The organism is Sphingomonas sp. GC_Shp_5, assembly GCF_026540855.1.
Taxonomy (GTDB): Bacteria; Pseudomonadota; Alphaproteobacteria; order Sphingomonadales; family Sphingomonadaceae; genus Sphingomonas.
On record NZ_JALNUP010000010.1, the window covers coordinates 111,216 to 131,873 of the forward strand.

At 62.7% G+C, this 20,658-nt stretch carries 19 protein-coding genes and 1 pseudogene; 6 read left to right on the forward strand and 14 right to left on the reverse strand.

From position 1 onward, the window contains the following. Positions 1-7: 7 nt before the first annotated feature. The gene (locus OXR60_RS10155) at positions 8-448 is read left to right on the forward strand and encodes a hypothetical protein (RefSeq protein ID WP_267395768.1); all 441 of its coding nucleotides are present in this window, start codon (positions 8-10) and stop codon (positions 446-448) included. 629 nt (positions 449-1,077) lie between these two features. Here the strand turns inward: OXR60_RS10155 and OXR60_RS10160 are convergent. The 5 genes and pseudogenes from OXR60_RS10160 to OXR60_RS10180 all read right to left on the reverse strand — a co-directional run bounded on the left by OXR60_RS10160 (position 1,078) and on the right by OXR60_RS10180 (position 5,801). After that, the gene (locus tag OXR60_RS10160) at positions 1,078-1,641 is read right to left on the reverse strand and encodes a recombinase family protein (protein WP_267395769.1); all 564 of its coding nucleotides are present in this window, start codon (positions 1,639-1,641) and stop codon (positions 1,078-1,080) included. Positions 1,642-1,875: 234 nt separating this feature from the next. After that, positions 1,876-3,117, reverse strand: coding sequence for a YihY/virulence factor BrkB family protein (locus OXR60_RS10165; protein WP_267395770.1), 1,242 nt, complete (start codon positions 3,115-3,117; stop codon positions 1,876-1,878). Between the two features lie 78 nt (positions 3,118-3,195). After that, positions 3,196-4,155, reverse strand: a complete 960-nt coding sequence (locus tag OXR60_RS10170) for a glycosidase (protein WP_267395771.1) — start codon at positions 4,153-4,155, stop codon at positions 3,196-3,198. Positions 4,156-4,158: 3 nt separating this feature from the next. Next, a pseudogene (locus tag OXR60_RS10175) lies at positions 4,159-4,323 on the reverse strand (SDR family oxidoreductase); the annotation flags it as partial. 8 nt (positions 4,324-4,331) lie between these two features. Further along, positions 4,332-5,801: a DUF389 domain-containing protein gene (locus OXR60_RS10180; RefSeq protein WP_267395773.1), complete on the reverse strand. Its 1,470-nt coding sequence runs from the start codon at positions 5,799-5,801 to the stop codon at positions 4,332-4,334. 231 nt (positions 5,802-6,032) lie between these two features. Here OXR60_RS10180 and OXR60_RS10185 point away from each other — a divergent pair, with 231 nt between their 5' ends. Next, a complete protein-coding gene (locus OXR60_RS10185) occupies positions 6,033-7,304 on the forward strand; it encodes a hypothetical protein (protein ID WP_267395774.1) in 1,272 nt (423 codons plus the stop codon). Here OXR60_RS10185 and OXR60_RS10190 read toward each other — a convergent pair whose 3' ends face one another. The 7 genes from OXR60_RS10190 to OXR60_RS10220 all read right to left on the reverse strand — a co-directional run bounded on the left by OXR60_RS10190 (position 7,305) and on the right by OXR60_RS10220 (position 12,715). Beyond that, positions 7,305-8,234: a mechanosensitive ion channel gene (locus OXR60_RS10190; protein ID WP_267395775.1), complete on the reverse strand. Its 930-nt coding sequence runs from the start codon at positions 8,232-8,234 to the stop codon at positions 7,305-7,307. It lies immediately after the preceding gene. After that, entirely contained in the window at positions 8,231-8,446 is a 216-nt protein-coding gene (locus OXR60_RS10195) for a hypothetical protein (RefSeq protein WP_267395776.1), read from the reverse strand. The genes OXR60_RS10190 and OXR60_RS10195 overlap by 4 nt, the downstream gene beginning before the upstream one ends. A gap of 73 nt (positions 8,447-8,519) precedes the next feature. Further along, entirely contained in the window at positions 8,520-9,482 is a 963-nt protein-coding gene (locus OXR60_RS10200; RefSeq protein WP_267395777.1) for a mechanosensitive ion channel domain-containing protein, read from the reverse strand. 8 nt (positions 9,483-9,490) lie between these two features. Further along, on the reverse strand, positions 9,491-9,871 hold the full coding sequence (locus tag OXR60_RS10205; RefSeq protein WP_267395778.1) for a DUF1622 domain-containing protein: 381 nt from the start codon (positions 9,869-9,871) through the stop codon (positions 9,491-9,493). Further along, a complete protein-coding gene (locus OXR60_RS10210; RefSeq protein ID WP_267395779.1) occupies positions 9,868-11,187 on the reverse strand; it encodes a DUF2254 domain-containing protein in 1,320 nt (439 codons plus the stop codon). Before OXR60_RS10210 ends, OXR60_RS10205 begins: the two co-directional genes overlap by 4 nt. 39 nt (positions 11,188-11,226) lie before the next feature. Continuing rightward, positions 11,227-11,514, reverse strand: a complete 288-nt coding sequence (locus OXR60_RS10215; RefSeq protein WP_267395780.1) for a hypothetical protein — start codon at positions 11,512-11,514, stop codon at positions 11,227-11,229. An 88-nt stretch (positions 11,515-11,602) separates the two neighbouring features. Continuing rightward, positions 11,603-12,715: a permease gene (locus OXR60_RS10220; RefSeq protein ID WP_267395781.1), complete on the reverse strand. Its 1,113-nt coding sequence runs from the start codon at positions 12,713-12,715 to the stop codon at positions 11,603-11,605. A gap of 71 nt (positions 12,716-12,786) precedes the next feature. Between OXR60_RS10220 and OXR60_RS10225 the strand changes: the two genes are divergently transcribed. Beyond that, on the forward strand, positions 12,787-14,145 hold the full coding sequence (locus OXR60_RS10225) for a chloride channel protein (RefSeq protein ID WP_267395782.1): 1,359 nt from the start codon (positions 12,787-12,789) through the stop codon (positions 14,143-14,145). A 187-nt stretch (positions 14,146-14,332) separates the two neighbouring features. Next, a complete protein-coding gene (locus OXR60_RS10230) occupies positions 14,333-14,689 on the forward strand; it encodes a response regulator (protein ID WP_267395783.1) in 357 nt (118 codons plus the stop codon). On the opposite strand, the gene OXR60_RS10235 is transcribed toward OXR60_RS10230, so the two are convergent. Beyond that, positions 14,652-16,772 carry a PAS domain S-box protein gene (locus OXR60_RS10235; protein ID WP_267395784.1) on the reverse strand — a complete coding sequence of 707 codons (2,121 nt, stop codon included), beginning with the start codon at positions 16,770-16,772 and terminating at the stop codon, positions 14,652-14,654. The genes OXR60_RS10230 and OXR60_RS10235 overlap by 38 nt on opposite strands. 355 nt (positions 16,773-17,127) lie before the next feature. Here OXR60_RS10235 and OXR60_RS10240 point away from each other — a divergent pair, with 355 nt between their 5' ends. After that, the gene (locus tag OXR60_RS10240; protein ID WP_267395785.1) at positions 17,128-17,535 is read left to right on the forward strand and encodes a response regulator; all 408 of its coding nucleotides are present in this window, start codon (positions 17,128-17,130) and stop codon (positions 17,533-17,535) included. A gap of 354 nt (positions 17,536-17,889) precedes the next feature. Continuing rightward, positions 17,890-19,458, forward strand: coding sequence for a Na+/H+ antiporter (locus OXR60_RS10245; protein ID WP_267395786.1), 1,569 nt, complete (start codon positions 17,890-17,892; stop codon positions 19,456-19,458). Positions 19,459-19,955: 497 nt separating this feature from the next. On the opposite strand, the gene OXR60_RS10250 is transcribed toward OXR60_RS10245, so the two are convergent. Next, on the reverse strand, positions 19,956-20,375 hold the full coding sequence (locus OXR60_RS10250; RefSeq protein WP_267395787.1) for a hypothetical protein: 420 nt from the start codon (positions 20,373-20,375) through the stop codon (positions 19,956-19,958). Between the last annotated feature and the right edge of the window lie 283 nt (positions 20,376-20,658).

The following is a 20,658-nucleotide window of genomic DNA, read 5'->3' on the forward strand; positions in this document are numbered from 1 at the left end:
TCGTATAGTGACCCCAATCTTCTCGTTTGAAGTGCATCCTGATCGCGATCTGATCAGCGTCATCCTTTCGGGCTTCTTCTTGCCGCAGGACATTATCTGCTTGGAGGCGGCGCGCACAGACGCACACCAGAAGCTGCGCTGTGATGCCAATCAGCACCAGGCGCTGATCGACGTGCGCCGGATGCATCCCCATAGTCCTGACGTGCTGGCGCTGTTCATCAAATTGCTTGCTATCAAAGAGCTGGCAGCAAGGCGCACCGCTTATGTCGTGACCAGGTCGGATGCGTTGATGCAGATCAAGCGCGCAACTGCCAGCGCTGGTGTGCGCTACTTCATGTCATCCGAAGCTGCTGAAGATTGGCTTTTCACTGAGTCCTACCCTAAGACAGCACGGTCTTACTTAGACGATATTAACAATAAGAACGAGCGATTTGATGGCCATCCTTAGCCATTGTTGTATAGCGCCGATGTTGTTTCACTCGTGTTGTGCTTCCTCACCCCACGTTTGGTGGGAACGAGCTGCTGCGCCGCAGTAATTACACAGGAGCGTACAGCGATCGGGCATCGTCGAGCATGCTTAGCGGAGTGGGTGTGATCCAGACGGCGCCTAGCATCGGGTAAGGACCATAAAACAGGTCGCCAAGAGCGCGACGATAGTGAGCATTCATCCAGCGTCTGCGTCGATGCTCGGGACCGTCATGGATCATGTGGCAGCGCTGGCACAATGCCGCCAACTGATGGAGCGCGCTGTCGCTGGGGTCATGGTTGAGATGAGCGCAGGCCAGCACTACCGGTGTCCAGGCACCGTGGGCCAGAATGTTCTCCGTCGGCCGTCTGACGCGCCTGCCCTGCCCGTTGCGCCAACAATGTCGCTTCCGGTCCCACCATCGTCCATCCCGCAGATGGAATACCCTCTGCCCATGGGGGCGGCCGCAATGCTCGCAACAGCCCCCTGCCCGCACGAAGCGAACATGGTGAGAGAGCTGCGGCCAATCGATCGGGTACAGGAACACATGCTCGGGACGGATTGGCATCAGGCCTTCCTTTCCGGCACGCCAAGTTGCGAAGCGACCGGCATCACGGCGCCAATGCCGCAGCGGTCAGTGCTCGGTAAAGCGTGGCATGGTGGCACTTAAGCAGCTTGGCGGCTTCGCGCACTGATGTGCCTTCGCTCACCAGGCGCTCGCCGAGTGCGATCTGATCGGGGGTCAGCTTGGGCGGACGGCCGAAGCGGACTCCCCTCGCCTTGGCTGCTACCCGCCCGCTGCTGGTGCGCTGGTGGATCAGCTCGCGCTCGAACTCGGCGATGCCGGCGAACACGGTCAGCACCATGCGCCCTGCCGGCGAGGTCGTGTCCGCCCAAGGTTCCGCCAACGAACGGAGCCCTGCCCCTACCTCCTTCAGCTTCTCGGCGATGTTGAGCAGGTCGCGAGTGGAGCGTGCCAGCCGGTCGAGCCGCGTCACCACCACCGTGTCATCGTCGCGCAGCTGCTCGATCATCTTGGCCAACTCGGGCCGATCGCGCTTTGCGCCCGAGATCTTCTCCTCGAACGTCCGCTTACATCCAGCCTCCTTCAACGCGGCGCGTTGCAGCCGGAGATCCTGGTCGTCGGTGGATACACGTGCGTAGCCGATCAGCATGTCGCAAATATGTACCGAAAAGCTACCGTTTAGCAACTGACTTTTGCGACATTGGCATACGAGGGAACACGGGCGCCGGAAGCGATGTCGCGAAACTTAGGATATCTGCGACAAAATCGCTTTTGATAACCCGGTCGCCATGTGGCAGTTTCCGAAATCGCAAACGGAACGGGTTTTGAGAATTGACCATGCTGGTGAGAAATGGCGAACCGTTGGCCTCGCCGACACGCCAAGTCAGCTGCGGGCGTTCTCATCTTGGCGCGCAAGCCAATTCAAGCCGGCGGCAACGGCGAGAAGGGCCAGCCCCTGCGTAACTTTACCGCGGCGACGCACAAAGCCGAGCCCTAGCACGGCTATACTCGAAGAAAGCATTCCAGCTCGCCTTGCCCCCACCACCGTCCCAAGGCGCGATCCGGTCCGCGCACTGATGTACTCTGCCACGAGCGACGGCTGAGACGTCAGCTGCTTTGGCTCAGCATCCGTCGACTTCACCGCAGCGCTGGCGGATGCGTCCTTCTGCGCTTCGGTCGTCACAACATGATCGGCGGCCCAAGCGCCGCGATCACCCATGGGTTTACTGGCTCCACAAGTCGTGTCTTCGGCGGTCTGGTGTTCAAGCTCCGAATTAAGCTCTGCCCCGAAAAGGAGAATGTAGCTCGACAGGTAGAGCCAGGTCAGCAGCACCACGACCGCGCCCAGCGAACCATAGGTCGCATTGTAGTTGCCGAAGTTAGCGACGTAGATGCCGAAACCGAGCGTGAGCGCGAGCCACAGCAGTGCCGCCAGGATCGACCCAGGCGTAAGCCACACCCAGCGCGGCTTGGTCCGCGAGGGACCGTAACGGTAGAGCGTTGCTGCCCCGGCCGCGCCCGCGAGCGCCAGTGCAAGGTAGGACAGCAGCTTGCCAAGGATGAGTACGACCCCGGGCGCTGTTGGAAGCAACGTTTCCAGATGCCCCAGCGCCGCAATTGCAACGACCGCTAGAACGGCGACTATTACGCCAGCAGCGGTGATGCCGAGAGCCAGCAGGTTGACGACAATGAAGCTGCGCTTCTCTTTCTCCTCATAAGCGATATTGAGCGCGGTCACGATCGAACCAGCAGCGCTGCGTGCACCGAACACCGCCAATGCAAGCGCGAGGAGGAGTCCGAGCCCCTTCTTGCTGCCCGACGTTTTGACGACGTTCATCAGCTGCTCGCCGACCAGCTTGGCCGCATCGCCGGGCATGACCGAAGTCAGGCCCTGCATATTGTGAATGACCGTTTGCGGGTCAGCCACTAGACCATAGCTCAGCACAATTGCGCCAAGCAGCGGAACGAGTGCCAGGAACCCATAAAAGGCAACACCGGCGGCAACGAGGCCAACATTGTCGTCCCCCGCCTCGCTCCAGGTGCGGACGAACACGTCCTTCCAACCAGTCAGCGGCATCGCTAGAGGGCTGGAAGCCGTGCGGCCGCGATCGTTGTCAGAAGCCATCTGCCATGCCCTGCCTGTTCGGATCGGCGGGAACTTTGCCTAGGGAGCCGCTCTCGACGCCCTGCTCGATCATCTCCATCAGTGACATGGTATCTCCTTTGCCACCGGCTTAACCGGCGGTAACTTTTTGCGCACGTCGAGCAAGGTGTTGCTCAGGCGGTGTAGCGGCGGATCAGCGCGCGTCGACGCATGCGGTCCTCGAGTGAATAATAGAGCGATGTGTTCGCCTTCAGAGACGGTCGATGCCGCAAACGCAATGTCAGTGGAGTCGCGATGGGTTGGCGGCGGCGGTAGGAGCAGCGGCTCGAGCCCGCGTCCAGTCACACGTGTGAAGTCGGTGTCGAAGCTGATCCAGCCGATCCGCCAGCGTGCATCGTAGGTGGCACCGTTATAGAACATGACCGGATCTTGCCCGGCGACCTGAAAGATCGGCCCAGTTGATAGGTGCCAGTTATCCCAGCTTTCTTCGCGGATGCCAAACGGGTCGGGTAGTACCGTCCAAGGCCCCGTCGGCGATGGGCCGCCTGCCATGCCGATGCGGGACGCCCCGTTGGCGGCATATTCGTAGAATAGCCGCCACTCGCCGGTCGACGTCTCGGCTAGCGTCGCCTCCTTGATGTTGCCCTCGCCCGGGGGCGCCTTCAAAACCAACTCGGTTTTGGTCAGCTCATGCAGACTGGGGCCTTCGGCGAGGATCATCGATCCCTGCAGCCGCTGAGCATCCACGCCGGTATAGTAGACTAGGACCCGACTGTCCGGGAGTACCAGCACGGTCGGGTCCTCACAGCCGCCCAAATCGAACGGATCCGGGCCAGGTATGATGGCAAGTGCATCATCCATGGCGAAGGTCAGCCCGTCGTTGCTGCTGCCGCCGCCGATCAAACCGGTCGGTCCCAGTGGCCACGGTACGCCGCGCACCATGATCCGGTAGCTGCTCCCGTCGTTCCAAACGAACGGGCTCATCAGATCGAGCTTCCGGTCGAGCGGCCCGCCTGTCAGCGTGACGTCGTCAAGCTGTTCTACGACATATGCGACCATCGCTCAGGCTCCCTGCGCAACGGTGAGTGAAAGAGCACCGTCAATCGTGACGGTGGTGCCGGTTATGTAATCAGCCGCCGGAGAGAGCAAGAAATTGACGAGCGCGGCTACCTCGTCCGGTCGGCCGGCGCGGCCCCAGGGGATGGCTGCCTCCTTGGTCTTCAGCTCCTGGCGTGTCACCGTACCGCGCCTGAGCTGGCCGAAAGCGCGAACGACTGTCCTGCAGTCGGCGCAGGCACGGTGACGATCCGCTGCTGACGCAGTAGTGCGGCGACCGCCAAGCCGCGGCGCTGGGTTAAGCTTGGACGGGCTACGCCAGGCTCCCTTGGGAGCCCGGGCACGGCCAATGCTGGAATATTCCAGCGTCTAGCCTCCCATGCGGACAGCAGCACCGCTTCCCGTGCTGGCGGATCAAGCGTGTCGATGTTGTCAGCAAATCGGATGGTCGGGAGCGATCCAAGCGGCGGCACGATCGTCACGTGCCAGCCCTTGGCGGTCTGGGCGGCACGCTGCTCCAATGCCCGATAGGTCTCCGCACCTGCATCGGGGAGCGGCACCGCTGTCGCGGCAATACGACGGTGATCGCGGTCGATCGTCACGTCGTCGGGCTCGATGCCAGCGGCAAGTGCCACGAGACGAGCAATCGACATCGCCTCCGCGTCATCAGCTGCCGCAGCCGCCGAGGCCTGTTCCAACTCGGCGCGCTGGGCTCCTACCGAGCCTACAGAAGGATCGAGCAACACCTGATCAAGCTGCAGCCGGACTGGCTGAGCAAGCTGCCGCGCTACGTCAGATTCGATAGCCTTGCTGTCCTTCGCCCCGGCCCGCGGCGCGATCACCACCGAGCGGATCAAGAGTGGCGTGTGATCATAATCGACGTCGAGTTGCGTCACACGCGCGTTTGCGCTGAAGCTGCCGGTAAGGATCGAGCGGATCTGAGTGGTCATGACCGTCTCGCGCGCGATGCGGCCGAGCGAGACCGCCAGCGGCACCGACATGCCGACGAAGACGAGCGCCAGCACAACTGTTTGTGTCCAGCTCTGCTGGCTGGAGAGATAGTGACCAAAGCCGTAGAAGCGCGCCATGATCGTAGCCGAGAGCGCGATTGTCAGAAAGTTGGTTGCGAACAGCGCTAACGCGCCGCTCAGGATCGCCATGTTGCCGATCGCCAAGCCATATCCGACGGTCGCCAGCGGCGGCATCAGGGCGGTCGCGATCGCGACACCGACAATCGTCTCGCCACGCCCACGGATGATCGCGAACGTACCGGCAAGAGCCGCGAACAGCGCGACGAGCAGATCGAACAGGTTAGGTCGGGTGCGGGCGAGAATTTCGACGGTCGGGGCCTTCAACGGCGATGCTAGAACGATGAGCGCGGTAAAGGCGACTGCCAGCACGGCGCCGACCGCCAGCGCCGTGAGGGAACGCCGCATTTCGGCAAAGTCGAATAACGCGAGGCTGAAGCCGAGCCCCAGTATCGGACTCATCAGCGGAGAGATCAGCATCGCTCCGATCACCACCGCCGGCGACGACAGCAGCAGGCCGAGCACGGCGATTCCCGCCGACATCATGGTCATGAAGGCGTAGCGGGGCGACCAGCCGCTGTCGGCGATGATCCTGTCGACCACCTCTTCATGATCGATCACGCCGACTATGGACTGCTTCCACCAGCGATAAATCGCTAGCGCTCGTAAACCGCTTTCGGGTGCTTCGGGCGGCGTTTCCGCTATCCTGTCCGTCATTTCAGGCGAGAGTTGGGCTGGCAGGCGACTTCATCGTTTGCTTTTGAGGGCACCTAGCGGTGTGTGCAAGGCGATCCTAGCAAACTCTCCGATACACTGAATGCTGCCAAATAAGCCGACTCGACGTGATCCGTCTTGCCTGGCGGAGACCATCAGAGCACCATCTGGTCGTACCAGCTTACAAGGGTTTTTCTTCTGATCATCGTCATTGCTGTCCTGGCCGCCGTTGCGGTCACTGCCTTGCTTACGTTCGGTGGTTTCGCCCGCACCGATACGTGGCGGGCGACCGTTACCCCCCTTGCCTCGATCATCGGGTCTGGCTTTTTGATATGCGGGCCACTGCTCGCCCGCGAGTTCGGCGCGGCGGCGATCCTCGCCATGGCAGCCTTGTTAGCGTTAGCCTATGCGGTGGGTGCCGTCGTCCGCTTCAACATCGTCCATGTCGAGGACATCGCGCCGAAACTGTCACTGCACGATCCAATGGCATGGGCGATGCGGCTTGCGCAGGTTATGCTGGCGATCGCCTACGCGGTCTCCGTGGCTTATTACCTGAAACTGCTCGCCGAGTTCACGATGAAGCCGCTGGCGATCGCGCCTGAGCGGCACGGTCTGATCGCCAACCTACTCGTCACCGTTATCATCCTGGCGTTAACGGCGCTGACATTCTCGGGCAGCATCAAGAAGATCGAGCATGCTGCCCATGCCAGCGTATCCGTAAAATTAGGGATCATCACTGGCCTTCTAGCTGGCCTCGCCACCTGGTGGGCGACCCACGCCGGGATGCCCCTCGATCTCCCTCCAACCCGCCTGTCCTGGTCGGGTGTGCCCCTTCTGCTTGGGCTCGTCATCACCGTGCAAGGGTTCGAGACATCGCGCTACATGGGGGGCAGCTACGACCAGCCTACCCGCGTGCGGACGATGCGCTATGCTCAGTGGCTGTCGTCGGCGATCTACCTTGCCTTCCTAGGTCTCCTCACGCCGTTCCTGACCCGGGCGCAACATGCGGAGGGTGTCGCCGGCATCCTCGATATAATGACGATGGTCGCGCCGCTGCTCGGCGTCTTTGTGCTCGTCGGCGCCGTCTCCAGCCAACTCAGCGCCGCGATCGCCGATAGCATCGGCTCGGGCGGCCTGATGATCGAGGTATCACGTCGGCGGCTCGGGGTTCGGGGCGCATTCCTGACCGCCAGTGCGCTGTCGATCGCGGTCGTCTGGCTGACCGACCCCTTCTCGGTGATCGCCTTATCCTCGCGCGCGTTCGCGCTGTTCTACGCGATGCAGGCGGTGCTGGCGGTCTGGGTGTCTTTTCGCTCGCAGGTTGGAGGCTGGCCTACCCGCGCCGGGTTCGCGATTGTCGGTTTGATATGCATCGTCGCCGCCTTTGCCGGCGCGCCGGCGGAGAGCTGATCAGAAGCCGTCGTCTTCGCCGGACCGCGCCGTGTGGGGGCCGGACGCGGGAGATAGGTCGTCGGACGCAATCTTCCGCGCCCGCGTCAGCGGCAACGGCTCCTTGAAGGTGAGCGTCTGATACGGGAATGGGATCTCCATCCCGGCGTCGTCCAGCGCCCGCTTGATCGCCCTGACGACCGCATCGCGCGATCGATGTGCGTCGACCGGTTTCGAGCCGGCCCACCAGCGGACAAGGAAATCAATCGAGCTGTCGCCGAACGCCTTGGCGAACACGTCGATGCGCTGATCCGGATCGACGCCCTCCGACGATCGGACAGCTGCCTCGATCACGCGGGCGGCGTCATCAAGGTCGACGTCGTAGCCGACGCCGACCTCGACCTGATGGCGGCGCTTCGTCTCATCGGTCAGGATCTTGACAGGGTTCTTGAACAGGAAGGAATTGGGCACGAGCACCAATTCATTGCTGAGATGGCGCAGGTAGGTCTCGCGCAAGGTGATCTGCTCCACCTTTCCCGCCACGTCCTCGCACTCGATCATGTCGCCGATCCGCATTTTCGGTCGGAGCATGATGAGGATGCCGGCGAGAAAGTTTTCGAAGATGTCCTTGAAGGCGAAGCCTACCGCGACCGAGCCGAGGCCCACCACCGCGAGCAGATTGGCTGGCGTAACGCCTGGGAGAACGATCGAGCTGGCGATCATCAGACCAATGATCCAGATCGTTACGCTGACCAGTGTCTCGGCAAGGTTGACCAGCGTGCCGCGCACCTCGGTTCGGCTCAGAAGCCGATCGGCAATGCGCCGCGCGAACTTGGCGGCGAACCACGTCGCGAGCAGGATCACCAGCGCGATGCCAATCTGCGGCAGGATGCGGATGAACTCCGCGACCATCTCGCGCAGCCGGTGAACGAGGATGTTGACGAGGTTCATTCGTCGTGGGCGCTTTCATGAACAATGTGGGTATGATGGTCCATCGGATGGCACCGGTTCTGGATGTACAGGTACACCGCAAGCCCCAGAGCCACCAGATTGAGCCCGAATGTATAGTCGATGCTGAAGGCGGGGTATCGGACCACGTCCTCGTCAAACGACCAAAGCATGGTGGTGAACTCGCTGATTCTGAAAACGAGCGGAAGGGACATGGCTGTTGGCTCCTTTGCCGGTGACATGCTTGAACAGCCGCCCTGGTCCGAATGCGTTTGCTGCGCATCGGCATTATTGAGGTGGAGCGGTTGCCTCCGGGCGTATCCGGATCGGGGGAAAGCCGACGATGTCGTAGGTTGCCGAAGCGATGCCGATGCCGGCCTTGTCGAGTTCGCCGATGATATAGCGGCTCATGGCATCCTTGGCGCCCCGGATACCGTGAATATGCACAATGAAGCGCACCGTAAGCTCCAGCCAGTTGTCAGTGATGCGGTAGAACACGCGGGGCACCAGATCGATCGGCTCGACTCCAAACCGCGCCTGCAGTCCCTCCTTGTACTCGGCCGCCAGCGAGTCCAGATCGACCGACTGCTGCCTGGCGGCCGCCAACATGATTGCCTCCACCTTGGCGCGGTCCGCCTCGTAGGTGATCGGTATCGCCATCTCCTCCCAGATGAACGGGAAGTCGCGGGTGTAGTTGTACACCGGCTCGGCGAAGATCTTAGCATTGCTGACCGTCACGATACGGCCGGTAAACTGGCGGCTCTTGACCCACACCGCCGGGTCGGCGCCCTGGACACTGGGCGGCTCGCCCATCTCCATGATAGTGGTCTGGATGAAGCCGAGCCGCATCACATCACCGCGTACGCCGCCCATCGAAATGCGATCGCCGACAGTGAAGGTGTTGCCCCGCAGAATGACGAAGTAGCTCGCGATTGAGGTGACGGGTTGCTGAAGCGCAAAGGCGAGACCGGCGGACATCAACCCCAGCGCGGTCGCCAGTCGGGTGGGATCACTGAACCAGATCGACAGCAGCCCCAGGATCAGGACGATCGCTGAGACGAGGCTGATCGCCTGCCTCGTCCAGAACCGCGTCTGCACGGTTGCATGATCGACCCGGCGCAGCACGAGGCTGACGAGCCCGCGCAACAACCGGCTGGTTATCACCACGACCGCGACGAACGCGAGCGACAGCAGCAGCTTGCGCCCGTTCTCCGCATTGACGCCGACCCAGTTTATGCCGAGAAAATCCATTGTCGGTCCTATGGTTCGGGGTTGGCGGCAGGCGGCGAACCGGTCCGGCGTGCTTGAGCGCCATCGATCTCTTTTTGGAGAAAAAAGTTAAGCGCGGTCCGCAGCACCACGATCGCACCGAGTTGCCCGATCTCTGTCCAGGTCGGCGCGACGGCGGTGCGCAGGATGTCTGCGCCCAACTCCAGTTCGAGTGCGACCGCCAGCCAGCGGCCAAGCTTGAGGCGCACGGCCTCTTTGGCGTCAGGCTCATCCGAGGCGAGGTGTCCAGGTATGAACAGCACGAGAGCCCGCAGGAACGCCTGGATGGCGGCAAGTCCAATCACTAGTGCCGCCGCAGCCTCAACGCCGGCCGCGAGCCACAGGGTCGCCTGCTTGAGCAGCTCCATCATGCTGCCTCGCGCTCCAGCACGCTAATTGGGCCGATCGTCTGCATCGCGATGAACCTCTGATGGCGCCCTTTGAGATCGTCGAGGTCGGCGGGCGTCGCGACATCGCGCTCGCCGTCGCCGAGCACCAGGTCGGCGTGCCGGCGCAGTACGTCCAGCCGTTCGGGGCGACGCTCCAAGCCGGCGACGGCGGTCAGCACCTCGAGCAAGCGGATCAGCACCGTAGCACTCCCAGCGGCGTTCTGCCGGATCAGGTGGAACATCGTGTCGACCAGTCCGTCATAGTCGACCGTCGGAACAATCAGCACCGCCCGGCCGTCGCGCTCGATCAGGCCATGCGGCAGATATCGCGGTACCATGTCGCAAAGCGCCGCTCCCATCCGGTCGAGCACACTCATCGCAGTATGTGGGTCGTTGATACCTGGCGACAGCGCCCGCACCGCAATCTCGACGAGCTGGCGCATCGCGAACTCGAGGTCGCTCCGGCTGACCCTTTGCCCACCAAGCGCCGTGGCGCGCCGGATCGCCCGGTCGATGCCGTCGCGGGTCGGCTCGGCCAGCGCGATTGGCGCGCCGGGGAAAACGTAGTCCCCCGGCCGGACGAGCAGCTGGATCGTACAGTCGTGCGCGGCTGCCCAATCGGCCAGCTGGTCGGCGTTGAGTTCCTGAAGGTAGCCGCGCCGCGGATCGGCAACGGCCGCGACGGCATTGGTGAAGGTCGGCGCTGCGATATGCGTTGGCGCGTGGGGGCCGGTTAACCGCCCGATTGCGCGAGCAACGTCCTCGCTCACCAGCTCGATGACCGTGTCGACGTTGATCCGCCCCGCCATATGGCCGACGAAGAACACCAGCACGCCCACGCACAGGAACGCCAGCAGGATGCCCGCGGTCAGCGCGGCATGCGGGACGAACGGCCCCTCACCCTGGGTCCGCACGCTCCTGAGCACCATCAACGCATAGGAGAAAGTGCCGAGGAAGGCACCGAGCGTGAACTGGTTGCCACGGTCCTTGACGAAGTTGCGCAGCAACCGGGGGCCCATCTGCCCCGCCGCCAGTGACAGCGACGCGATGGTGATCGAGAACACCGTGCCGGCGACACCGATCGTCGACGACGCGATCGCACCCAGAAGGGTGCGTGCTCCCGTGCCTCCGCCGTTGTAGAGCCAGGGGCTGTCGACCAGCCACTGCGGCACCAGCCCGCTGCGGTCGAGCTCGACGAGCCCGACCGCGAGCAGGATGCCGGCGACGACGAGCGCCGCCGGCAACAGCCAGAACGTCTCGCCTACGCCGACCAAGAACTGGCGGACGCGGGCGTTCAAAAGGGTTGCCCCCTCATCAAGGCCCCGCGTCCGTCTGGATCACCGTACCGCAGGTGCAGCCCCGTTGACGATCGCGGCCTTCTGCTCGTTAGTCATCGCCTGTGTGTTGAGGTTGGCGGCGTCGATCGCATCGCCGCGCTGCTTACCGGTCTCGCGAACCTGCTTGGCTTCCGCGTTCAGCTCGGCTGCTTGGTTCTTGAGTGCATCCGCCTGAGCGTCGGCATGGTTCTCGACGCGGTCGGCGAGCTTCTCGTCGCCGCTCTTGGCACAGCCGCCGAGCGATAGGGCCAAGCCGGCAACAAGGATGGCGGCAAACATCGTCTTCATGGGATGACTCCTTTGTCGCAGCCTCTCACCGGGACCGCTTGCTACGGCAGACTAGGATGCACGATCCGATCAGTCGCGTCCAAGCGCTTTACCCATGACAGTGGTTCATCGGGTGCCGCCGATTGAGCATGAAGAGCCAGATCGCGATGGCGAACGCGATGAGGTTGAGCCAGAAGGTATAGTTGATCTCGAAATGGCTCACCCGGGCTTCAATGCCGCCGGCCGCGTGAGGCACCAACCTAAGCGCGGTGAAGCCCAGGTCGACGATTAGCGCGGCCACAGCCATAGCGGCGTAGAATACCGCGCCCATGTAGAGCGCCATCCGCCAGCCATAATAGCGGCGGTAGATGTCGAGCAGCGGCAGTACGATGAGGTCGGCGAACAGGAACGCCACCACGCCTCCGAAGCTGGCGCCGCCTCCCCACAGCACGGCCGCCAGCGGCACGTTGCCGATTGAGCAGACGAAGGTCAGCATTGCCACGATCGGGCCGATCAGCGCGTCCACGGGGAGCCTGACCCAAGGCGAGGCGTGGGTCAGGAACAGCCCCTGCCAAACGCTGCTCGGCACGAACACGGTTAGGAAGCCGCCAATCAGAAAGCCGGCGGCCAGGTCCTTCCACAGCATCCGCCAGTCCATCGCGAAGTTCTGCGCGACGCGCACCGGCGTGTCGGGACTACGCAGCCGCTCGCGCCACGTGCCGCCCTCAACGGCCATGCTCATATGCTCGTGCCCGCCGCCCTGCTCCTCGTGGTGGCGCGCCTCATCCGTCAGACCCTCGGGCAACGTGGCTTTCACCAGCAGACTCAGCACCGAAATCAGCACCAGCCCGCCTATCCACTCGGCGAGCATGAACTGCCAGCCGAGCAGCAGGTAAAGGATGATCCCGAGTTCGAGCACCAAGTTGGTCGACGCAAACAGGAAGGCAATGCTGGCGACGAACGAGGCGCCCTTCTTGAACAGCGTGCGCATGATCGCTGCCGAGGCATACGAGCAGCTTGAGCTTGCCGCCCCCGCCAGCGTGGCGATGCCGATCTCGCGCGGACCGTCACGGCCGAGCGCCCGGCGCATCTGGTCGGCCGGCATGATCGCCTGAAGGAGGCCAGAGACGGCGAACCCAAGGACGAGGCTCCAGCCGGTCTGCCAGAACATGCCCGCCGCCATCAGCAGCGCCCGTCCGACCTCATCCAGCAGATGCGTCATGGATGGCGTCTCCTCGGCTGAAGCAAGCACGCCCGCTTGCGCGCTTCCGTATTAACGTCAAAGACGGCGCAATGGCAGCGTCGCTCGATACCTTTCTGGCCCGGCTCGCGCGCCTCACCAACGGCAGTGTCGGACGGAGCGGCGAAGCGCTGCGGCGCCTGCGGCGGCGACTGGCTACTGGAGGCGGCGCCGTGCTGCTTGGACTGGCGGCACTGGCGTTCGCGCGTGCTGGTGACACAGCGCAGGCGCTGTTCACCCGGCTCGTCGCCGCTATACCTTACGCGCCGCTGCTGCTGACCCCGGCGTTGTTCGCGGCCGTGGTGTACGTCACTGGGCGCTGGTTTCCAGCCGCTCGCGGGTCCGGCATCCCGCAGGTGATTGCCGCCGCGCGCGATCCGCAGGATCAGGTGACCGGCCCACTCGTGTCGCTCCGAACTGCCTTTGCTAAGGTCGGGCTGACGCTCGCCATGCTGCTGGGGGGCGGCTCAGTCGGGCGCGAAGGCCCCACGGTGCAGCTCAGCGCGGCGATAATGGTCTGGATCAGCCGCGTACTGCGGGTGCCGATCGGCGCGGGCGTCCTGATTGCAGGCGGCGCGGCCGGGGTCGCTGCGGCGTTCAACACGCCGCTCGCAGGCGTGGCGTTCGCGATCGAGGAGTTGGCATCTGCCTATGAGCAGAAGGTGGCGGTGCTGGTGATGGCGGCGGTGATGATCGCCGGGCTCGTCAGCCTCGGGATTGCTGGCGACTACGTCTATTTCGGCACCATGGGGCAGACGCTGGGCGTACGAGCCGTGCTGCTGGTGACGCCCGTCGCGGCGGTGGCGGGCGGGCTCACGGGCGGCTTATTCAGCCGCATCGTGCTCGACATTGCGGAGGCGGCACACCCGGCAGTCCGGCGCCTCAAGGAGCGGCCGGTGCTGTTCGCGGCAGGCTGCGGCCTCGTCGTCGCGCTGCTCGGCCTCACGAGCACGGGCACGACCTGGGGCACCGGCTATGCCGCTACCCGCCAGCTCGTCGAAGGGCATGGCCAGCCGCTATGGTTCGGGCCGGCCAAGTTCGCCGCCGCACTTGCCACGACGCTTAGCGGCGCGCCGGGCGGCGTGTTCGCGCCGTCGCTTGCGGTTGGCGCGGGTGTTGGCAACCTACTGACCGTGCTCTTTCCTGCCGACCCGCCCGGCGCCATCGTCGTGCTGGGCATGATTGCCTACTTTGTCGGCGTTGTCCGCGCGCCACTCACGGCAGTCATTATCATCAGCGAGACGACCGCCAGCCGCGGGCTCATCATCCCGTTGTTCGCCACTGCACTACTCGCTGACGCGATCGGCGCCTGGGTGTGCCCGACCCGATTGTATCACGGCTTAGCTAAGCCATTCATCGGCGTGCGAGAACATGTTCCGGATTGCCGTCCTAATCCGCCAAGCTCGATTTAGACCATTGTCGCAGAACACCGGACATATGCGACATCCGAAACTTAGCATTTTTGCGAAACAGGTCGGTGATGGCATTAAAGTAGGTTGAGGCAGTAGCCTCCGCCCACCCCCGATTATCCAAACCTATCGATGCTGCTTTGGGTCGATCTCGAACGCCATGTGTTGAGCCTGCGAAGGACAGCTTGATATGTGTCATGTTTTGGTGATCGAGGATGAACCGCTGATAGCCGAGTTCGTGGCGGACATCGCTGAGCGAGCCGGCGCAACGTCGGTAGAAATTGTTGAAACCGAGAAGGACGCGATCGCCGCTGTGTCGTTGCGCGAGCCGGATGTCATTTTGTCAGACGTTAATTTGAATGTTGGCGGTACCGGGCCAAAAGCGATTGAGGCCATCCGCGTCGGGCGCCCTTCCATTCCCGTGATCTATATCACCGGCACACCTGAGGAATGTGAGCAGTGCGATTATGCGGTGGCGATTTTGAGCAAGCCGATCCAGCCTGAGATGGTCATGGCAGCTTTCGCGCGGGCTTACCCTCGAAGCTAGTTTCGCCAGTACGCAGCTGGGCTTCAGCGATGACCATCGCGCGTGCTGCTTCAAAGTCCGCCGAGAAGCCTTCCATCGCGTAAGCCAGGGTCACCTGCCGGCTGTTGCGAATGCCCAAGGCTATGAGCTTAGAGCCGAACCCCTTCCGTGAGGGTTCGTGGGCTGGTGGGCCGCCCTCCTCTACCCATCTCAGCCTGAAACGATCGTCGTCGGTTGACCAGCTCACTCGGACACGACCGGTGCCGTTCGACAACGCCCCATATTTCACGGCGTTGGTGGCGAGCTCGTGGAACAGCAATGACAGCGACAACGCAGCGTCAGCCTCGACCTCGAAATCGTCACCCTGGAGTTCGTAGCGGCCGCCTTCGGCCTCAAGCCGAAGCACACGATCGAGCAGCGCGCGGATTGAGGTCGATGACCAGTCCTTTTGCAGCAGTACCTCGTGAGCCCGGCTGAGCGCGGCCAATCGGCTCTGCAAGGTGTCGGAGATCGCCGGATCAACATCACGCAGTGTCTGAAATGCTACGGCCTGAACCATGGAGAAGGTGTTCTTCACCCGGTGGGAGAGCTCCTCCATCAGCAGGTGCTTCTGGTCTTCGGCAGTTTTCCGATCAGTAACGTCCACCGCAGTACCTGAGAAGCGGTATGGTTTGCCGTGCTCGTCCATGACCATGCGCCCCTTGCACTCGACCCAGCGCAGGGCCTGGCCGGGAATAGCAAGCCGGTACTCGACGCGGAAATCCGCGCCGTATTCGAACACGGCGCGGATGCGCTCACGGAGGAAGGGCAGATCGTCGGGAACTACGTGTTCCTGATACTGCTCCATTGTCAGCCCAGCCGCAGTTCGTTCGATGTCGAGGCCGTACAGGCGGGCGAAATTGGCGTCGCCGTGGAGCAGGTCGCTATCGACCATCCAGTCCCACAATCCGACCGCGCCGGAGGCGACGAGCGCCATCTGCAGTCGCTCGTCGTTCAGCGCGAGCTGTGCTTCGACCGCTTTGCGGGCGGTGATATCGAGGAACAGGCATGAGAACCGCTCGCCTTCATCCTTGGCGCTGCGGACCTCGAAATACCGTTCGAGCTCGGGAACATGGATCTCGAACTGCTGCGGCTCGCCTGTTTCAACCGTCAAGGCATAGCGGTCGATCAGCCATTGCTGGATGTCGCCGGCGAAATCACGGATCGTCATGCCGACGCCTGTCGCCGGTATGCCAGACTGCTCCGCAAACGCTTCGTTCACCTCGATGAAGCGGTAATTGTAAGGCTTGCCGTTCGGATCGCGGATCAACTCGCCGACGAAGAACCCCTCGCGCATATTCTGAAACAGGTCGCGCCAACGTTTCTCACTGGCAACCAGACGGTCTTCAGACAGCCGCGCTTCGGTCCGGTCGCGCAGCATCTTGATGTAGCCGATCAGTTCGCGTTCGGCATTGCGAAGCGGCATCATCTCGCCACTGGCCCAGAAGCGCTCACCGCTCTTACGAAGGTGCCAGCGCTCGTCGATGCCGCGCCCCTTGTCCCTTGCGCCGGCCATCTCCTGGTCGGCGATCCCTGCCACCCGGTCTTCAGGGGTAAAGAAGGCTTCCAGATTCCGGCCGATGATCTCCTCTCGCGACCAGCCCAGGATATTAGCAGCACCCTGGTTCCAGTCGGTGATAGTCCCTGCCTGATCCATGACAACGATCGCGTAATCGACAGCGCTGTCGAACACGGCCGCAAACCGGGACCGTTCACGCGCCAGATCGAACTGGCTGATGACCTGCCGTCCAAGCGCCTTCAGCGCTTCCGCCTGATCGTCGGTCAATCCGCCTGGACGGGGTCCCTGATCCATCACGCACAAGGTACCCAGTGACGAGCCGTCTGCGCCCTCCAGAAAGACGCCGGCATAGAAGCGCAGTGGCTGTTCCGCGGTCGCTAAGGGATGCGAGGCGGTACGCACATCCTCAAGCAGATCAGGGATGACGAGCAGATCGCGCTCGGCAATCGTGTGGCGGCAGATGACGCTATCGAGCGGTGCTGTCGTGGCGTGAAGACCGATACTGGCTTTGGGTATCTGATGGCCGGCTTCGACCGAACTGACCATGGCGATAGGGGCTGAGCAGATCTGTGCCGCGAGCCGGGCAACGTCATTCAGATGACCGTGGTCCAGTTCGGCCCCGGACCGTAGCGCCGCGCCGGGCGATAGCTTTTGGTTTGGCGGAAGAGGCACGAACAGAACCCTGATGTGGACGTGATCGGTGCAGCTCGCCGATGATCATGGTGTACCGTCACCCACCCAAGTCTCAACCCTGACTTGATATTTTTCCTGCGCGCATGCGTGGCCGAGATGGGTGGCTGTCTATTCGATCAGGCGATCTCGTCCCGAAGCCGAACATCCTGATTAGGCTAGCCGCGAAAAAATCGCCGAACCTTGGCACCGGCTCAGATGTTAGAGCAGGATGGAAACCTCAGCAGTGCCGTATGCCCTTGCGGTCGATGACGACCCCCTCATCCTCATGGCGGTCGCAGGCATCCTGGAAGACGCTGGTTTTCGCACCTACGAGGCGGATCACGGCGATGCTGCGATCGCTATGCTCCCTGAATACGCCCACACTATCACCCTGCTCTTCTCGGACGTCGATATGCCGGGTGACACCAACGGCTTTGCGCTCGCGCGCCACGTCGCCGAAAACTACCCGTGGATCGAAATCGTCATCGGCAGTGGCCGCGTCCGCCCGAATGCGGGAGACATGCCGGCAAAGGCGACGTTCCTCTCGAAGCCGTTCAACGCAGCGATGATCCATGGCCACCTCCAAGAGACCCTTCCCGACGGGAAGAAACCAGATCAGTTAAAGACCGCGGTGTGATCGTCCAAACGGGAGGCGAACGCCCGCAACGACGCAAGCATCTGAAGTTGATGTATCCTCGTCGACGTGAAGGCCGAATCCTTCGTCACGTTACAGGCCATCATAGTACCCAAGCTACTTTACTTTCACTCCACAATGTCTGCTCTCCACCAGGTTCGGACGTGTCAATGTCGCAAAAGCGGCGACATACGCGACGTCCAAAACTCAGCACATCTGCAACACCGGTAGGCGGCCTGGAAGGAGTTATGCCTGGGTGATGCGCTTAGCCCTCGTTAGGAACGGACAATCTGCTGATTGGGTTGAGCTTTCGTATTCGCCGCCAACCGGCTCTCTCTGTCCGAAAGTGTCGGCCTGATGCATACGTTCGAGCTACTGCTCGTACTGATCGCAGCATCAGTGGCGCTGGCACATGCCGCGCAGCGGCTGCGTGTTCCGCTGGCGGTTGCACTCGTGCTCGGCGGTATGGCGCTGGCGTTTGTACCCGGGGTCGGCACAGTCGAACTCGATCCGGAGCTGGTACTGGCACTCTTTCTGCCACCACTGCTTCAAGCCAGCGCATATCGCACCGACTGGCCAGCCTTCCGGTTCAACCTACGGCCGATCCTATCGTTAGCGCTGGGCGCTGTGTTCTTCACTGCCGCAGCAGTGGCGGTCGTCGCCAAGCTGCTAGTAGCCGACCTGCCCTGGTGGGCAGCGATCACCCTTGGTGCGATCGTTGCCCCGCCAGATGCGGTCGCCGCAGCGGCCGTCCTCAAGCAGGTAAAGCTGCCTAAGCGCATCGTCACCGTGCTGGAGGGCGAAAGCCTCATCAACGACGCCTCCTCGCTGGTGCTGTATCGCTGTGCGGTTGCTGCCACGTTGGCAGGAACGTTCAGCCTCGGCAAGGGAGTTTTCCAGTTCTTCGCTGCCGCCATCGGCGGAACGCTGGCGGGCTGGATCATCGGCCGTCTTGCCATGTGGGTCTTCAAACTGCTCGAAGACACGCTGCTCGATATTACGGTCAGCCTCCTCGCGGGGGTCCTGGCTTACTTCCTTGCTGAGCAGCTGCACGTGTCCGGCGTGTTGGCGGCGGTCGCCTGCGGGCTGGTACTCGGCCGGCGTCAACATGCGGCTTTCACCGGTGAAACGCGGCTCGGCATGGCGACGGTGTGGGGATTTGTCGAGTTCCTACTTACCGCACTCGTGTTCATGCTCATTGGCCTCCAGCTGCGCGGGATCGTCGAGCGCCTGGAGGGCCATGATGCGCAGAGCCTCGCTTGGATCGCCTTGGCGGTGTCCGCGACGCTGATCGTCAGCCGTTTTGTCTGGATCTTCCCGGCGACCTGGCTTCCTCGCGTCCTTTCCCGCTCAACGCGGGAAGCTGACCCTATGCCGTCCTGGAGCTACCCGACAATTTTGTCTTGGGCCGGGATGCGGGGCGTAGTCAGCCTAGCAACGGCGCTTGCCCTCCCCGCCCGTTTTCCAGGGCGGGACATTATCGTCTTTCTGGCCTTCTGCGCAATTTTCGCAACGCTGGTGCTGCAAGGGACAACACTCGGCTGGGTAATACGTCGTCTGGGCCTCGAGCAGGAGGAGACAATTGTGCCCGAACCGGATACCGCTCAGGCCCGCGCCGAACTCGCTGCAGCCTCACTCGATGCAGTGCAGGAGCATCTCGACAGCGACGCGTCCGAGCACGGCGAGGCAGCAGCCGAACTGGTCGACGAGTACAAAGTGCGAGCCGAGCGGGCGAGCATTGAGGACCAGGACTTGGAAACCAAGACCGGCCAGCTCGTCGCCCAGCAGCGCCTGCGCCTAGTGGCGATTGAAGCGGCTCGCGAGAAGCTGATGGAGCAGACCGATCAGATCGATGCGGAAGCGCACCGGGCGCTTGGTGAAGAACTCGACCTTGAAGAGCAGCAGATCCATCGTGGCACTCGGTGACGTGTAGCAGGCGTACTGAGGTCGAAACAGGAAAGCTTTGATGAGTAACGATATGCCTCGGTCCTCTGAGGGCACGCATCTGCGCACCGTCGTCCTTCTCCGCGATGCAAATGCCAACGGCGATCTCGGCGGCTAGACCTAGTCGCAGATGAACTAGCAGGCGGCACGTTAGTAACCGCCCGTTCCGGCAAGCGGGCGGTTACTAAAGCCGCTAAACTCGAACATAGTTGTACGGTATCCGCATGGATCCTGAGGACCAAAGACTTCTGCCTCAGTGCGCCGGAGGCTGATGCTTCGTCGCTGGTATGCCCGCCCCTGGAGCGGTCTGGATTGGCCCGGCGGAGCCACGGGCTGGTGGTGACCGGTTGAACAAGCACCAGACGACGATTACGGCAAGCCCAAGGCTTAGCGCCGTGATCAGCGCCAGCAGCAGCGTGCTGATGGGGCGCGGGCTCACCTAGGCGAAACCCACCGGAGCTCGCCCGCGTCCCCTTGCCTCACGCCTGATCCGTCCCGTGGTTCGGCTGTGCCGGCGCCGCTTCAGCTTGAGCGGCACCCTTCCCTGCTTCCAGCGCATCGGCTGCTACCTGCTTGACGCTGGCGACCAGTTCCCCGCTCTTGAGCGCGGCAAAGGTCTCGCCGATCGGCTTGTCGGGCGACAGCCCTTCGCGGTCTGCGCTTTCCAGCGCCGTGTCGAGCACCTGATTAACGACGCGGCCGCCCGTGTCGGCGAGATCCTGAGCCATGCCGCGGCCACTCTCCCGCAGCTTGTTCGCGGTGGAACCGAACGCACGCTCTTCGCCCTCAAAGGTCGGGATCAACGATCCCGCGATCAGCCCTACAACCGCAGCGATACCGCCGAGCGCCAGCGGGTTCGATGCCAGAGAGGTGATAGTTGTCGTGGTACGCTGGGCCATGCTTTGGCTCCCTTCATGGAGTGATTGAGCACCGTGAGCGGCTTGGCGACGCGCATTAGCTAGCAAGCTGCTAGCACCCGCCTGCGCGTCATGTGATGTCTCTCGGATATTTAGACGGACATTGGCGACAGCCTCTGCGATCCGCATCCGATAAGGAGCGTCAGCTTCGTTTTGTTGGCGGTGAATGTCCAACGCCTGACCCCGAGCCGCATCAAGTCGCCCGTTGAAAGCATCATCGTGCTCGCCCTCGAAGCGCTGCACCCGGCTTTCGGCGAACGAAATC

Bases quoted from the DNA above. Each gene is read 5' to 3' on its own strand.
- OXR60_RS10250 (WP_267395787.1), bottom strand. From the start codon at position 20,375: ATGGCCCAGCGTACCACGACAACTATCACCTCTCTGGCATCGAACCCG.
- OXR60_RS10240 (WP_267395785.1), top strand. From the start codon at position 17,128: ATGGAAACCTCAGCAGTGCCGTATGCCCTTGCGGTCGATGACGACCCC.
- OXR60_RS10165 (WP_267395770.1), bottom strand. From the start codon at position 3,117: ATGGCTTCTGACAACGATCGCGGCCGCACGGCTTCCAGCCCTCTAGCG.
- OXR60_RS10195 (WP_267395776.1), bottom strand. From the start codon at position 8,446: ATGTCCCTTCCGCTCGTTTTCAGAATCAGCGAGTTCACCACCATGCTT.
- OXR60_RS10170 (WP_267395771.1), bottom strand. From the start codon at position 4,155: ATGGTCGCATATGTCGTAGAACAGCTTGACGACGTCACGCTGACAGGC.
- OXR60_RS10205 (WP_267395778.1), bottom strand. From the start codon at position 9,871: ATGATGGAGCTGCTCAAGCAGGCGACCCTGTGGCTCGCGGCCGGCGTT.
- OXR60_RS10190 (WP_267395775.1), bottom strand. From the start codon at position 8,234: ATGAACCTCGTCAACATCCTCGTTCACCGGCTGCGCGAGATGGTCGCG.
- OXR60_RS10245 (WP_267395786.1), top strand. From the start codon at position 17,890: ATGCATACGTTCGAGCTACTGCTCGTACTGATCGCAGCATCAGTGGCG.
- OXR60_RS10235 (WP_267395784.1), bottom strand. From the start codon at position 16,772: ATGGTCAGTTCGGTCGAAGCCGGCCATCAGATACCCAAAGCCAGTATC.
- OXR60_RS10215 (WP_267395780.1), bottom strand. From the start codon at position 11,514: ATGAAGACGATGTTTGCCGCCATCCTTGTTGCCGGCTTGGCCCTATCG.
- OXR60_RS10225 (WP_267395782.1), top strand. From the start codon at position 12,787: ATGGCAGCGTCGCTCGATACCTTTCTGGCCCGGCTCGCGCGCCTCACC.
- OXR60_RS10230 (WP_267395783.1), top strand. From the start codon at position 14,333: ATGTGTCATGTTTTGGTGATCGAGGATGAACCGCTGATAGCCGAGTTC.
- OXR60_RS10220 (WP_267395781.1), bottom strand. From the start codon at position 12,715: ATGACGCATCTGCTGGATGAGGTCGGACGGGCGCTGCTGATGGCGGCG.
- OXR60_RS10160 (WP_267395769.1), bottom strand. From the start codon at position 1,641: ATGCTGATCGGCTACGCACGTGTATCCACCGACGACCAGGATCTCCGG.
- OXR60_RS10200 (WP_267395777.1), bottom strand. From the start codon at position 9,482: ATGGATTTTCTCGGCATAAACTGGGTCGGCGTCAATGCGGAGAACGGG.